We start from the raw sequence: 15,008 nt of genomic DNA, 5'->3' as shown, positions 1-15,008 counted from the left end.
TCCCCCTAATTCAATTCACGTATAAATTGCTCAACTTCTTCTTTAGTTTTTCGGTCTTTACTAACAAAGCGGCCGGCTTCAGTTCCCTCTTTAAATGCAATAAAACTTGGTATGCCGAAGACATCCAGTTCTCCACATAAATCAATAAATTGATCTCGATCAACATGATAAAATTGGAACATCGGAAATTCCTTTTCTATCTCAGGTAAGATCGGCTCAATTACTCGGCAATCTGGACACCAATCAGCTGAAAAGACAAAGATTGCATTTTCCGTTTCTTTAATTGTATGAAACTTTTCAATTGTCTTGATGTTTTTCATATAATCCTCCAATTAGTAATCTATTTTCATATCACCAAATTTGATCCATCCTTTTTTTCGCATCCATTCTGATAGTAACAAACTAATGATTGCCGGGCCAATAATATGCAATATTAACACTTTAAATAAGACTTCAGATGAAAAACCCATTTCGGTGAACGTCATAATTTGACCTACTAAACCACTAGTTCCCATCCCGGCACCTGAAGGATTATTAATCATGTTTGCCCAAATTGTTCCAAATGGGGCTAATACTGCTCCTGCTATAGTTGGTGGAATCAAAATAATTGGTTTTTTTATAATATTAGATACTTGGAGCATTGATGTGCCAATTCCCTGTGCAATCAAGCCGCCAAAGCCATTTTCACGATAGCTTGATACCGCAAAGCCCACCATTTGAGCTGCACAACCAATTGTGGCTGCACCAGCGGCTATTCCACTTAGGTCTAACATAATCGCAATAGCAGCACTCGAAATTGGAGCAGTTAATGCTAGTCCCATTAACACCGCCACCAAAATTCCCATAATAAACGGGCGTTGTTCAGTTGACCACATAACAATAGAGCCGAAACCTCTTAGAAAACGATCAATCCAAGTTCCAAGAAATAGTGCTGATAAAAAACCCACGGCGATTGTTACAAATGGAGTAATAAGAATGTCTATTTTCGTTTCCTTACTAACCAATTTACCTAACTCAGTGGATAGCAGTGCTGAGATATACGCCCCCGCAGGGCCGCCTAATTCAGAACCAGCTGCACCACTAACAATACTTGCAAAGATTACTAGAGGGGGGGCATTTAACCCATATGCAACCGCTACACCTATAGCTGGGCCCATTAACCCCATGGCCATAGAGCCCATATCAATTAATAATTGGCTAATCGTTGGACTCTGAATTTGTTCCCCAATCGTTTTTATTATTAACCCAATAATTAAAGATGAAAATAATCCTAACGCCATATAACTTAATGCAGTTATGAAGTAGGCTGTTGGCGATAAGCTAACTCCTTTTTTATGAAAAAACGAACGCATATATAGCTAACCCTCCTATGCTGAAGATCTATCTTCCTATTATTTAAAGATACAGCATTAATAAAAACTTGTTTTATGTACATATTTCCTTTAAATCCTAATTTAAATACAAAAAGACCCCAATCACTAAGAAAACATTGTTTCCGTCCAAAGAATAGGAGTAACTTTTTGTTTTCTTATACTATCTGTGAGCTGGATAGCATGTATAAGCGAAATCAAGAGGTCTTTTATATGCACGTCGTTCTTAGCAATTTTGAACTCGAAATTATTGTTCTTTTTCCTCATAATCAATGGATTTAACAATTTCCATCATAACTTTTGAATTATCAACCATATTGTTGGCAGTTGTTTGTGTAGTTAACTTAATTCCACCGATTCCAACAATTAATTCTGATAGCTTTTCATCCTCCAGAGACGTTACGCTAATATATCCAAATTGACTTTCATTAGAAAATGATTGCAATTCCGTTTCTTCATTATTTTTTAGTGTTTCAAAAATTTCTTGACTATTGGGATCTTCTAACGGATTTACAAATAAAATGTATTCATCCTTACCCCTTGTTAAAATTAAGTTATTATCTAATTCTGATTCCACATCAAAATCATCTGGTAAATAATAGGTGAAACCTTTAGCATTTTGGTTAGGTTCAATAGTTTCAGCATTAAAGGTTTCCTCTACAACAATCTTTGACTGTTGTACAGCTTCTTGCTGTGAAGTTCCACAGCCCGTTAGTATAGCAATTAATAAGAAAATAACCGGTAGTCGTTTTACAACCTTCATTTTTATAACTCTCCTTTACTTTCTCGGATGAGAAGTAAAATATAAATATTGGCCTAAAAGGAGCTTTACAATATGGCTAAACATTTCTTCACGTTGAACAAGTCCATTCGTAAATATGCCAATCGCACCTTCTTTAGATCGAACATTATGCAATGACGTATACTCATCCATTACCTGTGATAGCTCTTTTCCGTTTCTAATACCTTGTGCTATTTCATTGGGTAAAAATATTTTGGCCCCGCTAGCAACAAATATCCGACCATCAGTTATCTCAAGGGCACCCCAATTACATAACATCATTCCTTCTTTTGTTTCAACCACACCGCCTTCTAGACCAATACCTAACTCACTTTCCGTTTCTTGCCGTGCCTGTTTGGCGCGATTCTTTGCACCATTCATGGTTTCCTCGTCTGACAACGGTTGAGCAGATACACCTGATGGGACATCTATAGGAATAATTGTGACATTTTGTATATCTTCAAAAACGGATTGTACTGCTCCAACTTTTGTTTTATTTTTTGAACCAACTGCAATTCTGTTCATTATGTTTCCTTCTCAACACTAATTTTGATTTTTAATAGTTTCCACTGTTGTTTGATCTGTATTTTTCACCAATTTAATAAGTAATTCTTTTGCTGCTGCATAATCATCTACATGAATTATGGAAGCAGAGGTATGAATATAACGGGAGCAAATTCCGATTACTGCTGACGGAACCCCACTGTTTGATACATGTACTCTACCTGCATCCGTACCACCTTGTGATACAAAGTACTGATAAGGAATATTATTGCTTTCAGCAGTATCCAATACAAATTCCCGTATGCCACGATGCGTAACCATTGTCCGATCAAAAATACGCAATAATGCACCTTTGCCAAGTTGACCAAATGCTTCTTTATCTCCGGATGCATCATTAGCAGGACTTGCATCTAATGCATAAAATATATCAGGTTTTATTAAATTAGCTGCTACCTGAGCCCCACGTAAACCAACTTCCTCTTGTACAGTTGCACCAGAATAAAGATGGTTTGGAAGACTTTCCTTATGCACTTCCTCTAATAATTCTAGCGCTAAACCACAACCATACCGATTATCCCATGCTTTAGCCATAATTCTTTTACTATTTGCCATTGGTGTAAAAGGACAAATCGGTACAATTGGCAACCCCGGTTTGATCCCTAAACGGATAGCATCGTCTTTATCATCTGCACCAATATCAATCAACATATGTTTAACTTCCATCGGTTTCTTTCTTTGAGATTCATCCAGTAAATGCGGTGGGATAGAACCAATAACACCAATAACCGAACGTTCTTCTGTTAATATCTCAACACGTTGTGCTAGTAATACTTGATTCCACCAGCCTCCAAGTGGTTGAAAGCGAATCATCCCTTTCTCGGTAATATCTGTTACCATAAATCCTACTTCATCCATATGTCCAGCAACCATAACCCTCGGCCCATGATCTGGCCCCTTTTTATAACCGAAAATGCCACCTAATCTATCTTGAATGATCTCATCTGCATATTTTGTAAGCTCTTTTTTTAAAAAGTGTCTAACTTTATGTTCAAATCCAGGTGCACCTTGAAGTTCTGTTAATTTCTTAAACAGGTCTAATGTTTTTTCGTTCATCCCACATAGCCCCTTTCCAAATTGTTTATTAATCCCATTTTACATAATCTTTACTAGACACGCCACTTTTCCATGTAATAAGTAACTAGACTTATGTATCATAATAAGATAATTATTAAAAAAAACTTTAATAAAGTGTAAATATAATACTTAGTCTTTATAATATAATAGACAGCCTTTTTAGATAATACTGTTTTATATTTTATGTATACTTTAATCCATAATGTAGTTACACTTTGTTAAATCATAAAAGGAGTGAGCATTATGAAATGGGGTCAGATGGTACTTGGATTTAGTGTCGGGTTATTTACAGGTGCAATTTTAAGTCAGACCATTAAAGGTCAAACTATTTCATCAGAACAAGCATTAAAATTGGTTAAGCAGGCATTTAAAGAGGAAGGACCAATTGATGGTTCATGGATACATGTGATTCCGGAAGCCATTGAAAGAAATAAACTTAAGTATGAAGTATTTCGAGGCGGTATTACAAGAACAGTTAACAATGAAGTTGAACAATATGAATTTCTAGTAGATGCAAAAACTGGTTCTATTTTGGAGCTTGCTTCAATATAAGGATTGAATACTCAACTAAATTGATAAATGTTAAAAACGCAGTGGTTAAAACCGCTGCGTTTTTAACATTTATCATTGCATATTCCTCATCTGCTTTATGAATGACATTCCACTGCCTTCTATGGGTTGGATTAGCTTTCAACAGCTTTACAGTATAAAATCTTCTTTATCCTCTGCCTCTTTTTACCGAATCAACAATTTCTTTACCGTCCGTACTCCACTTAACTAACCGATTATATGCGTCATGGTAAAAAGAATACCATGCCCCTCTTTCTAATCCTTCTTTCATCAATAACTGTTTGTGTTTTATTGAATCCATTGGATAATCATCATACGCCAAAACCCATAATACATTTTGATGTGCGAATGTTGGCATGATGTCTCCCATATGGATGAGTAACTCATCGCCGCTTTCAATTTTTATTATTGAATGACCATTACTATGGCCGCCTGTATGAAACATTTTTATTCCAGGCAATACTTCTAATTCTTTACTAAAAGTGCTAACCTTTGATTTAATCGCTTGCCAATTTTCTTTCCAGTACGTACTTTTTGAACGCATATTAGGGTTTCTCATTTCATCCCATTCTATCTCTGTTGAGTAAATGACCGCGTTTTCGAAGGTTGGCACAAGCATTTCATTTTTCCACTTAGTAAGCCCACATGCATGGTCGAAATGCAAATGTGTCATCATTACATAATCAATATTCTTCGTTGTCAGTCCTATCTTTTTTAATGACTCGTCCAGTTTTGATTCCACAGCTACTCCAAAATTTCTTAGTGCTTTTTCAGAAAACTTCCTGTTACCTATACCCGAATCAATTAATAAATTCTTCCCCTTAGTTTGAACCAAAATAGGATCAGTCCTTAATTCAATTTGATTGAGATCATTGTGGGGATACTTTTTACTCCATAATGGTTTCGGCACAACTCCAAACATCGCACCACCATCAAGGTTAATAACCCCACCGTCTAACCATGTTAATGTAATGTCCCCTAATTGAAAGGTTTCCAATTTAACTCCCCCTTGTAATCAAATTTCAGCGAAACAAATTTAGTACTGTCATTTTACATGAAATACAACTTCGAATACATTGGGTTTTTCAAAAAATCTGAAATTTTAAATTACTAGTAACAAAATCTGGGCTTGGCAACTACAAAAAGCCAGAGTAAGCTCTGGCTAGTATTAGTTATTTTATATATTTGGCTTCAACACGGTAAATGCGATTTCCTTTTCTGGAGAATTTCTCTTCATATTCTGTCATGACATTTCCAACAATGCCACTCTTATGCAAGTCTAGACTAATATTTTGAAGTAACAAGCCATATTCAGAAAAACTTTCAAGAGAAAATTCAAATAAACCTTGATTATCTGTTTTCATATGAATTTCACCATTATCAACTAAAACCTTTTTATAAAGATTTAAAAAGGAAGAGTGTGATAGACGACGTTTAGCATGTCTATTCTTAGGCCATGGATCAGAAAAGTTTAAATAAATTTGAGAAATTTCACCTTTATTAAATATCTCTGGCAATGTTAGGGCATCAATATTTAGAAGCCGTAAGTTTGGTTGGTCATATTCTAATGAAAGCTCTAGGGCACTTACGATAACACTGCTATATTTTTCAATCCCGATAAAATTAATATCTGGATGTTGGCGTGCCATTTCATTAAGAAATGTCCCTTTCCCCATTCCTATTTCGATATGAATAGGATTGTCGTTTTTGAAAACTTCCTTTTTCCAAACACCACGATATTGTTCTGGTGTTGATATCATGATACCTTCGTGCTCTTTTATTTTATCTAGAGCCCAAGGTTTATTTCGCAATCTCATCTTTTTTCCTCCTACATTTCAAGAATAAACTTTATATAAATAAACTGAAACTGCATCTAGTTTTTATAGACTACTATATAGTCTTGTATTAGTTTTCTCACTTTATCCGAAAACAAAGATAACATGAATGAAGAAAAGCAGCAAACATTTGTTGCTGCTTAAACGAATAATATTTAGCTTAAAAACAAAAAATACTTTAGACATTAACTAAGGAAGTGATTATCCATGCCTTTAAGCGAACAAGATCAACTGTCAATCATCCAAGATATTCTTAAAAATCATCAGTATGATTGCTGTAGTACGGTTGCTGAATATCAGCAAATGCAAAGATTAATTCAATCATTAATGGGGCATGATGGTCTCAGTGCTGAACTGAAAAATACATTAATGGATGTGTATAGCTATAGCCAACACGGACAAAATTCATCAAACATGAATGACCATATTAACGAACATCAAGGGGATTTAACATCATGGATCAACAGCATAGATGATTTTAATATGACATAATCCTTATATTTCCTAGGAAATCAAACAATAACTTCCACAAGAAATTGCAACCAATGTCGATATTGCGTAGTATCATTACGGTTTTTCAGCCAAATAACAGAATCTATAGTTTGGTAAATCACATACCATTTCATGCGACGCTCTAATTCGACAGTTAAGTCTAAACCGTAGTGTTTAAGCCAGTCTTGCCAATTATCTCTAGGAATATACCAATATAAAAGTGTTCCAAGATCTAACGCTGGATCTGCAATCATTGCACCATCCCAATCAATTAAATAGAGCTTTTGCTCATCACTAAAAAGCCAGTTATTATGGTTCACATCACAATGACAAACAACTGGATTATCATAATGAACATACGGAAGCTCTTCTTTCAAATAATCCAAAGCAGTAGTGATAATTGGATCATTGCGCAGACTTGAATCAACTTTACCTATCAACTCAATTAGTAAATCTGAAGGTTGAAGCAGCGTTTTTCCGATTTTATGTAGCATATACAAAAGATCTTTGGATCGATGGATTTTACTTAAAAGTTGTGCAACAACATTATTCTTCATATCAGCGGGTTTTAGTTCTCTTCCGTTTAGCCAATGCTGTGCAGTAATTACATCACCATTTTCCATTCTCTTTGTCCAAATTAATTTGGGTACAATACCTTCTGCTGATAATACTGCAAGAAAAGGGGAGGAATTCCTTTTGAGAAAAAGCCTTTTTTGCCCCTCAAATTGAGCAATATAGGCTTCTCCTGTAGCACCACCTGCAGGGAATACCTCCCACCCTTTTCCTAAATCGAGACTCAGTTCCAACGCGTTTCACCTTCAATTTCCTAATAGCATAACTACCTGATGTAAGATTCATAATGTAAGTATAACGTATATTTGACAATCATGAAACATTTATATACTATTCCAAATTTTCCTATTTACCTCTAAAAAGAACAACCGTAGCTAAGGCAGGAATACATAGTTCCCCTTCAATTTCCGCTATAGATTCTAAACTTGCTTCCTGATCATATACCGAAACACTCCAACTTCCCTTTTGCTCCAGAGAAACACGGATATCCGTAGTTGAGATATTGAAATAAACGGCTATTGTCACCCATGGATCTAGGCCTTCTAATTCATCCAACATAAATCCGGCTACATAAGGTGGGGTGTGCAACCATTTATAATGTTTTCGTATTTCATTTGTTGTAGCCAATTGAAAGGCGGGATGGGCCTTTCTTAATTTAATTAACGTTGAAATATATAAAACATCTTTTTCGTATTTACTTTTCCTTGCCCAATCTAGCTGATTAATTTCGTCTGGAAGATTAAAGCTATTCCCTTCACCGTACTTTGTACGAAAGAATTCCATTCCACTATGCAAAAATGGAATACCCTGGGAGAATAATAGCATAGCAGTCGCTAGCTTTTGCCGTTTCATCCGTTGTTGCACTGTTTCCTCTCCATTACTTACATATAATTTATCAAACAACGTATGGTTGTCGTGACATTCAATATAATTAACTGATTGTGCTGGTGAAGGAAACATTCCAGCCTTTTCATCTAAGGAAATACTCCCGGAAAACAAATATTTCATTAAGTCTTTTTTTGTATCGTTTCCTAATGCAAATCCACGTTCTTGTAAATTAAAGATATTTCCTTTCACACCATCACGGAATTGATCATTAAAATGGGCTATCCGCGGCAGGATTGATGCATTTTCGATCGTTGCTTTTTTGGCATCATCAATCGGAGTATTTAAATTCCAACCTTCGCCAATTATTAAAATGTCGGATTTGATTTGATCAAGTGCTGCACGTATTTCATTCATAGTTTCAACATCTAAAATACCCATTAAATCGAACCGAAAGCCATCAATATTATATTCCTTTGCCCAATATGTTACAGAATCAATAATAAATTTTCTAACCATCCGTCTCTCTGATGCAATATCATTTCCTACACCTGTTCCATCTGAAGGCAATCCGTATTTATCATAACGAAAGTAATATCCCGGCACAATTTTCCAAAATGCTGATTGCTCTCTAATATAGACATGGTTATAGACAACATCCATAATGACCCTTATTCCCTTGCGGTGCAATGTTTCAACCATCTCTTTTACTTCTTTAACGCGTAAATAAGGATCATATGGATTCATTGAATAGCTGCCTTCTGGGGCATTATAATGGATCGGGTTATACCCCCAATTATACTCCGATTCCCCTTCGGCAGCTTCATCTACACCACCATAATCATTGAATGGCAGTAGTTCTAGGTGTGTTATACCTAACTCTTGGATATAGTCTATACCTGTTTTACACCCTTCAGGTCCGCTTGTATTCTCCTCTGTAAAAGCAAGATATTTACCTTTATGCCTAATTCCACTCTGGGGATGAATAGAAAAATCTCTTATATGCGTTTCATAGATAATTGCTTCAGTTGGTGAACTAAATTTCGGAAGGTGGGCAGATTGATCGGCCACTTTTGTTTTTTCTAAATCTACAACAACTCCAAATTGACCATTAACGGATACTGCTTTAACATACGGGTCAACTGCCTCTCGCCATATTTGATTTACACAAACATTGTAAGTGTAATATGTTCCTTCCATATCTCCCTTTTGTAGTGTTGACCATACACCCCTGTCTTCGCGTTCCATCTCAATAACATTGTTTAATAAACCGTTCCTGCTATAAGTAAGAAGAGTCACACTAGATGCTGTTGGTGCCCATACTTTAAACAGGGTTTGCTCCTGGCTATAATTTGCTCCTAAGTCATTCCCATCATAAAAATATAGACTATCAAACTTAACTGTACGCATAACAGACCCAATTAATAAATCCGTTCGCTCCCCAAGATCATTAATTACTTGATATTGTTTCTCTAACGCTAAATCTTCTTTTGTTTGACAGCGAAATTTATAAAACACATCAAATTCTTCCGTAGTATCTATTTTTAATAAGCTTTCTTCTGCACCATCATATAATGTAAAAATCGGTAAATCGATAGAAGAATGATTCTTTGAAATAAGCACTGTTACAATATTCATTTCATCTAAAAATGCCTGAAAGCCACTGTTCATCTCCTTGATTCACCCCAATTTATTTACAATTAATTACGTTACGATTTTAGGACATCTACAACATACTATAAGTATACCAAACACTTACTGTAATAATCTGTATCCCAAAAGTTTTATCTATATTATTATATTCATTTTGCAAAAAATTGATCAGGCTCATATCAGAGGGAAATGAATAGCATCGAAGAAGAATTTAATTTAATGGGGACCAATGAGGACTTTTTAACTAATGATTTTAACCACAAAGTTGGATGATTTAGTTAAATACAATCAACCAACTTTATGTATGAATAATTAATACCTATCATTTTCTATTTCATCGTACTCTATTTCATCATAATCATCCCATTCATTTCTGCGAACATATGTAGATTGACAATGCTTTAAAAGAGCCTGGGCACCTTTAAGCTGAACAAATTTCAAGGGTGATGAAAGTCGTTTTAATTTCGAAATCCATTCATTATAATTTCTCCTATCAACTAACAATGTATTAATAGGCTCATACTCACCCTCAATAAACCCCGTTCTTGATAAAACAACATTTGTAATCGGCAGATCAATATTATAGTGTTTGTAATAACTCTTGACTAGGTTAGCAGTACGATTTAATGACAGCATCGGGTTTACATGCTTTCTTTCACTTTCACCTTGGTCTTCAACCCAATAACGACCACGATCCGTAGTCAAAACACCCATTTCTTCACTTTCTAACAGTGAAATACAATATGTCATGACAGGACTAATAAGTATTATATCGAGGTCGACAGGAGCTTTCTTTACAATAATGGTGGGCTTATACATTAGCAAATAATTATCAGGGAAATGCTGTAGGAAATACTTTAATGTTTCATCCCGATAATAACTTTTATCAATAAAAGAACGATCTTTTAAAGTCGAACTTGCCCAGTTCAACTGAAATTCAAACAGTTCATCTAAGAATGTTAATTTTAATTCCTTCTCTGTTTTAGGGGAAGTTAAATCGGATGCTGTATAGGCGTTGATTGAATTGTCAAGGTCATACTCCACTATATTTTTATCTCTTTTGAACCAATTTTTTATAGTACTTAGAAATCCTTTTTTATCTTCTTCTAGCCAGTTATCATTATAATCTTCAAAGCCTTCAAATTCGTTTTCTAACTCTTTTAAAGTTGGATAATGACTAGTTCCTTCCACCTGATTTATAGCGGCTTTAATTTTTCTCCATCTGTCTTGTTTTAAACGGATAAATTGGCTAGGGTAGCGAAAAATATCCGTTTCATAACGGGAGATAAAATCATGTAATTTTATTAACTGTGCCACAAAGCATCCTCCACTCCTTTAGGTGTTAAAGCTCTGTTTATTTAGAGATATTCTTATAGTAATAACTGCACAAGTAACGGACTTAACATTGCTGCAAAGACGGTACTAAGAGTCATTGCAATGGAGCTTATAGCTCCTTCTTTCTCACCCATCTCAAGAGCTCGTGATGTACCAATACCATGTGAGGCTGTACCAAACCCTATTCCTCTTCCAATAAAATGATATACACGAGTCCATTTTAACAAAAGTGGGCCTAATACTGCACCAGTTATACCTGCAATCATGACAAAAATAGCTGCTAATGTTGGATTTCCGCCGATAACATCCGCAATATCCATTGCTACTGGAGACGTAACAGATTTAGGGACTAAAGAATATATCGTCAGTTCTTCAATCTTAAAAAGAAGTGCCAAACAAATCCCACTAACAATTCCAACTAATGTGCCTAGAAATACGCCTAGAATAATCGGAGCAGCGTATTTTTTGATCGTATCTAATTGTTTGTATAAGGGGTGAGCAAGGGCAACTACGGCTGGTCCTAATAGATGAACAATCCATTTTGCCCCACTCATATAAACATCATATGAAATCTTAAAAACTAAAAGTGCAATAACAATACAAATAGTTGCTGTGACAATTGGGACCATAAAAGGCGTATAAAACTTAATATATACCTTTTTCATAGAATTATATATCGCAATCGTACCTACAATAGATAAAACAGCAATAAGACTTATCATAATTCCTCTCTCACCCCAATTTTATTTTTAGCGAGGACACTTTTTTCACTTTTTCTAGCAATTGCTTGACTTACCACAGCAGATACGACCATTACAGTAATCGTACTAACAATAATAACAACAACAGACAGCAAGCCTTTTCCACGGAATAAATCAAAAAAATCGACAATACCTACCGTAACAGGTACAAATAATAAAGATAAGTGTGTTAATAAGAAACTTGCTCCTTGATCGATCCAATTTAGCTTAAATATCTTCGTACACAACAAACAAAACAGCAGCAGCATGCCAATAATACTTCCAGGCATTAATAGCTGAAAGGTCACTTGAACCCATGACCCAAGATAATAAAAACCGTATAAGATCAAGATTTGAAAGATAATTTGAATCCCTTTCATAGCCAATCCCTCGTCCCGTTTTACAATATATACCGTTCCCCTAAAAAATTAGTTTATTTTATTAGCTTAACGAGATAACTGATTTATAGATTAATATAGGTAAGTTTACTAAATTTCAGTGAAAAGAAAAAGAATTAATTTTCGCCTTCATCAACGGCACCCACTATTACTTCATTACAATATAAATCCATGTAAATAATACAAAAAACCCGGCAAAGGTAGCCGAGTTTTATTTATCCTCCTTCGCCAACTCAAAAATAGCTTGTGCATATATAGCGGTTGCTTTTAATAGATCTTCAATTTCGATATATTCATCACGTTGATGTGCCACATCAGGGCGACCTGGAAATAGTGGACCGAATGCAACTCCAGCCGCCAAAGACCTTGCATATGTGCCGCCGCCAATTGCAATTAATTCTGCTTTTTCATGTGTTTGTTCTTCATAAACTTTTATTAAAGAATTTATTAAAGGATGGTTTTTATCAACGTGATGTGGCTTAGAATCATTCAGTTCCTTAAACGTAAAAGAATGATTCTCTGCGATTTCCTTTAATTTTTGTTTTGTAGCATCAATATCATGCCTGACAGGATACCGCAAATTTAAGCCGATTGATCCTCCTTCATTCCTTGAATATCTAAACAGACCACTGTTTATTGTAAGCTCACCCGAAATATCATCACTATCATTTATTCCTAAAGCAATACCGCGAGTGTCTTGCCCAAAATATTGGTTTACAAATGAAATATAAGTATTGCCGCGTGCATCTACATTCACTGTTTGTAAAAATTGAATTAATAATAAGCCTGCGTTTTTCCCATTATTAGGCTCCATTCCATGTGCAGATATACCTTCGAGGCGGATAGATAGCTGTGTTTCGTTATCGATTACAGCTTTTCCCTTTAAGTTTTGCTCCTGTAAATATGTCTCAAAAAGCTGTCGAATTTCATTTAAGCCTTGCGTCCCGCTCTTATCAACAAGAATGGCTTCTGCTAAGTCCGGGACCATATTTAATCGTCGCCCTGCTGCAAAATTCAAAAGTGTAACGCCTATTGTTGGCTCGATATTTAATTCATTATTTTGATGGAACTCAAAATCAAAAATACCTTTTTCTGCATGAATGATAGGAAAATCAGCATCTGGTGCAAACCCGATTGTAGGCATCTCCTCGTGCTTAAAATAATGCTCAACACAACGCCAATCACTTTCCTCGTCTGTTCCCAGAATTATGCGAATTCTTTTTTCAATAGGTACTCCTAGCTCCTTTACTATTTTCATGGCATAATAAGCTGCCATTGTTGGACCTTTATCATCGATAGCTCCCCGTGCAAAAATCTTTCCGTCTCTAATTTCTGCACTATAAGGTGCACTCGTCCACCCATCGCCTTCAGGGACTACGTCAACGTGGCATAAAATCCCCAATAAAGATGTTCCTTTACCGTATTCGATATGCCCTGCTAAGCCATCAACATTTTTCACTATAAAACCATCCTGCTCACCCTTTTCGAGCATAAATTCAAGGGCACGGCGAATCCCCTCTCCTAGCGGTGCAGACGGTGTTGTATGCTCTTCATCTAGAACACTTTTAATTTGTAAAAACTTTTGTGTATCCTGAATAATAGATTCCTTTCGTTTTTGAACTTCTTCTATCCAATTGATTTTAGATGACATCCATAATGTCCCCTTTCGGTTTACATGATTATCTTTTTGTCAACCTTTTAAAAGCTGTCACTACATATCAGTCAGTATCTTTTCGTAAGTTGCTTTGTTACAAATAATAAACAATTGTGCATCCTCTTCAATCATTTCATCCAACCGACGGTTTATACCTAATTTATCTCTATCAGATATTAGTGTTGCCCCTTCACTCAGCAAATCATTAAATGCATCACGGTATGTTATCCAATGTTCTCTTTTGGGAATAGGAAATAAATCCTCGCCATATTTTCGACTAATTAATTGTGAGTAAACATTCGTTACTCCCTTTGTGAAGATTGACCTAACCGCGAGTCGTGATATAGTATCATGTGTTAATACAAAGTCATCTACTTTAACATGTTTAAAATTTTTAATATGTTCTTCATCCATTATTTCTACAGTCGTATGAATATCCGGTGCAATACTTTCAATTGAAGATGCAATCATTAACGATTTGCCATCTGTTAATAAGGCGTTCTGTATATTATCATCCGCAAAAATAAGCACGGCTTTCGCTTTCGAAACATTCGCTTTCTCTAAAATTGCTCTTTTAGACGCTTCACCCTTGATATAATGAATATTTTTCTCTAATAACGGTGCTTGTTCTAAAGTATCGATAATAACAATATCAATACGAGGTTCAGATTCGATAATCTCCTCTACAGCATACAATGCCTTTTTTGACCATCCTACAATGACAATATGATTGTTACCTTGAAAGGTCATTTCGCCGCCCTCCCTTTTTTTACGAATGATGACAAACAGATCAACTATTTTCCCAATCACAACCCCAATTAAACCTATACCGATGATATAAAGAAAGATCGCATAAATCCGTCCTGCCACGGTAACAGGATAATAATCACCATAGCCAACAGTTGTTACAGTAGTCATTACCCACCAAAGAGCTTCGAACAAAGTTGGAAACGTTTCTGGTTCGAGATAAGCAATAATTAACGTACTAAATAAAACAAGAGAAAGACTTGCCCATAATAACAGCCAGTTATTTATTTTCGTTAACGAAATAAACAATCTAAAAAAAATCATGACTAACCCCCTTTTTCCAAAAGTTGGGTTTCCAAATATATAACTAACAATACCAAAAACTACGGTGACTGTC

At 35.4% G+C, this 15,008-nt stretch carries 16 protein-coding genes; 2 read left to right on the top strand and 14 right to left on the bottom strand.

What is annotated here, in order from left to right; genetic code table 11:
- Window positions 1-5 precede the first annotated feature (5 nt).
- The 5 genes from C1724_RS02965 to C1724_RS02945 all read right to left on the bottom strand — a co-directional run bounded on the left by C1724_RS02965 (window position 6) and on the right by C1724_RS02945 (window position 3,768).
- Window positions 6-320 carry a thioredoxin family protein gene (locus C1724_RS02965; RefSeq protein WP_102345247.1) on the bottom strand — a complete coding sequence of 105 codons (315 nt, stop codon included), beginning with the start codon at window positions 318-320 and terminating at the stop codon, window positions 6-8.
- 12 nt (window positions 321-332) lie between these two features.
- On the bottom strand, window positions 333-1,352 hold the full coding sequence (locus C1724_RS02960) for a PTS transporter subunit IIC (RefSeq protein ID WP_102345246.1): 1,020 nt from the start codon (window positions 1,350-1,352) through the stop codon (window positions 333-335).
- A 265-nt stretch (window positions 1,353-1,617) separates the two neighbouring features.
- The gene (locus C1724_RS02955) at window positions 1,618-2,133 is read right to left on the bottom strand and encodes a hypothetical protein (protein WP_102345245.1); all 516 of its coding nucleotides are present in this window, start codon (window positions 2,131-2,133) and stop codon (window positions 1,618-1,620) included.
- A gap of 15 nt (window positions 2,134-2,148) precedes the next feature.
- Window positions 2,149-2,676 (bottom strand): DUF84 family protein, encoded by a 528-nt coding sequence (locus C1724_RS02950; protein WP_102345244.1) that lies wholly within the window; start codon window positions 2,674-2,676, stop codon window positions 2,149-2,151.
- Between the two features lie 18 nt (window positions 2,677-2,694).
- Complete coding sequence (locus C1724_RS02945) at window positions 2,695-3,768, bottom strand: M42 family metallopeptidase (RefSeq protein WP_102345243.1); 1,074 nt, start codon at window positions 3,766-3,768, stop codon at window positions 2,695-2,697.
- A gap of 264 nt (window positions 3,769-4,032) precedes the next feature.
- On the opposite strand from C1724_RS02945, the gene C1724_RS02940 reads away from it, so the two are divergent.
- Window positions 4,033-4,341 (top strand): PepSY domain-containing protein, encoded by a 309-nt coding sequence (locus C1724_RS02940; protein WP_102345242.1) that lies wholly within the window; start codon window positions 4,033-4,035, stop codon window positions 4,339-4,341.
- 166 nt (window positions 4,342-4,507) lie between these two features.
- On the opposite strand, the gene C1724_RS02935 is transcribed toward C1724_RS02940, so the two are convergent.
- Window positions 4,508-5,356, bottom strand: coding sequence for a YtnP family quorum-quenching lactonase (locus C1724_RS02935; protein ID WP_102345241.1), 849 nt, complete (start codon window positions 5,354-5,356; stop codon window positions 4,508-4,510).
- Window positions 5,357-5,531: 175 nt separating this feature from the next.
- Window positions 5,532-6,176 (bottom strand): tRNA (guanosine(46)-N7)-methyltransferase TrmB, encoded by a 645-nt coding sequence (trmB, locus tag C1724_RS02930; protein ID WP_102345240.1) that lies wholly within the window; start codon window positions 6,174-6,176, stop codon window positions 5,532-5,534.
- A 225-nt stretch (window positions 6,177-6,401) separates the two neighbouring features.
- Here trmB and C1724_RS02925 point away from each other — a divergent pair, with 225 nt between their 5' ends.
- Window positions 6,402-6,686 carry a YtzH-like family protein gene (locus tag C1724_RS02925; protein ID WP_102345239.1) on the top strand — a complete coding sequence of 95 codons (285 nt, stop codon included), beginning with the start codon at window positions 6,402-6,404 and terminating at the stop codon, window positions 6,684-6,686.
- A gap of 20 nt (window positions 6,687-6,706) precedes the next feature.
- Here C1724_RS02925 and C1724_RS02920 read toward each other — a convergent pair whose 3' ends face one another.
- The 7 genes from C1724_RS02920 to C1724_RS02890 form a co-directional block, all read right to left on the bottom strand.
- Entirely contained in the window at window positions 6,707-7,492 is a 786-nt protein-coding gene (locus tag C1724_RS02920; protein WP_374703416.1) for a phosphotransferase family protein, read from the bottom strand.
- A gap of 112 nt (window positions 7,493-7,604) precedes the next feature.
- Window positions 7,605-9,755, bottom strand: a complete 2,151-nt coding sequence (pulA, locus tag C1724_RS02915; RefSeq protein WP_102345238.1) for a type I pullulanase — start codon at window positions 9,753-9,755, stop codon at window positions 7,605-7,607.
- A 294-nt stretch (window positions 9,756-10,049) separates the two neighbouring features.
- Complete coding sequence (locus C1724_RS02910; protein WP_102345237.1) at window positions 10,050-11,054, bottom strand: nuclease-related domain-containing protein; 1,005 nt, start codon at window positions 11,052-11,054, stop codon at window positions 10,050-10,052.
- 53 nt (window positions 11,055-11,107) lie between these two features.
- On the bottom strand, window positions 11,108-11,794 hold the full coding sequence (locus C1724_RS02905; protein ID WP_102345236.1) for an LrgB family protein: 687 nt from the start codon (window positions 11,792-11,794) through the stop codon (window positions 11,108-11,110).
- Entirely contained in the window at window positions 11,791-12,192 is a 402-nt protein-coding gene (locus C1724_RS02900) for a CidA/LrgA family protein (RefSeq protein WP_102345235.1), read from the bottom strand. The genes C1724_RS02905 and C1724_RS02900 overlap by 4 nt, the downstream gene beginning before the upstream one ends.
- 229 nt (window positions 12,193-12,421) lie before the next feature.
- On the bottom strand, window positions 12,422-13,861 hold the full coding sequence (pepV, locus tag C1724_RS02895) for a dipeptidase PepV (protein WP_102345234.1): 1,440 nt from the start codon (window positions 13,859-13,861) through the stop codon (window positions 12,422-12,424).
- Between the two features lie 60 nt (window positions 13,862-13,921).
- Window positions 13,922-14,935, bottom strand: a complete 1,014-nt coding sequence (locus C1724_RS02890) for a potassium channel family protein (RefSeq protein ID WP_102345233.1) — start codon at window positions 14,933-14,935, stop codon at window positions 13,922-13,924.
- Window positions 14,936-15,008 lie beyond the last annotated feature (73 nt).

The organism is Bacillus sp. Marseille-P3661 (assembly GCF_900240995.1).
Lineage (GTDB): Bacteria > Bacillota > Bacilli > Bacillales > Bacillaceae_J > OESV01.
The sequence above is the reverse complement of the archived record's forward strand: the minus strand, read 5'-3'. Positions and strand labels throughout refer to the sequence as shown.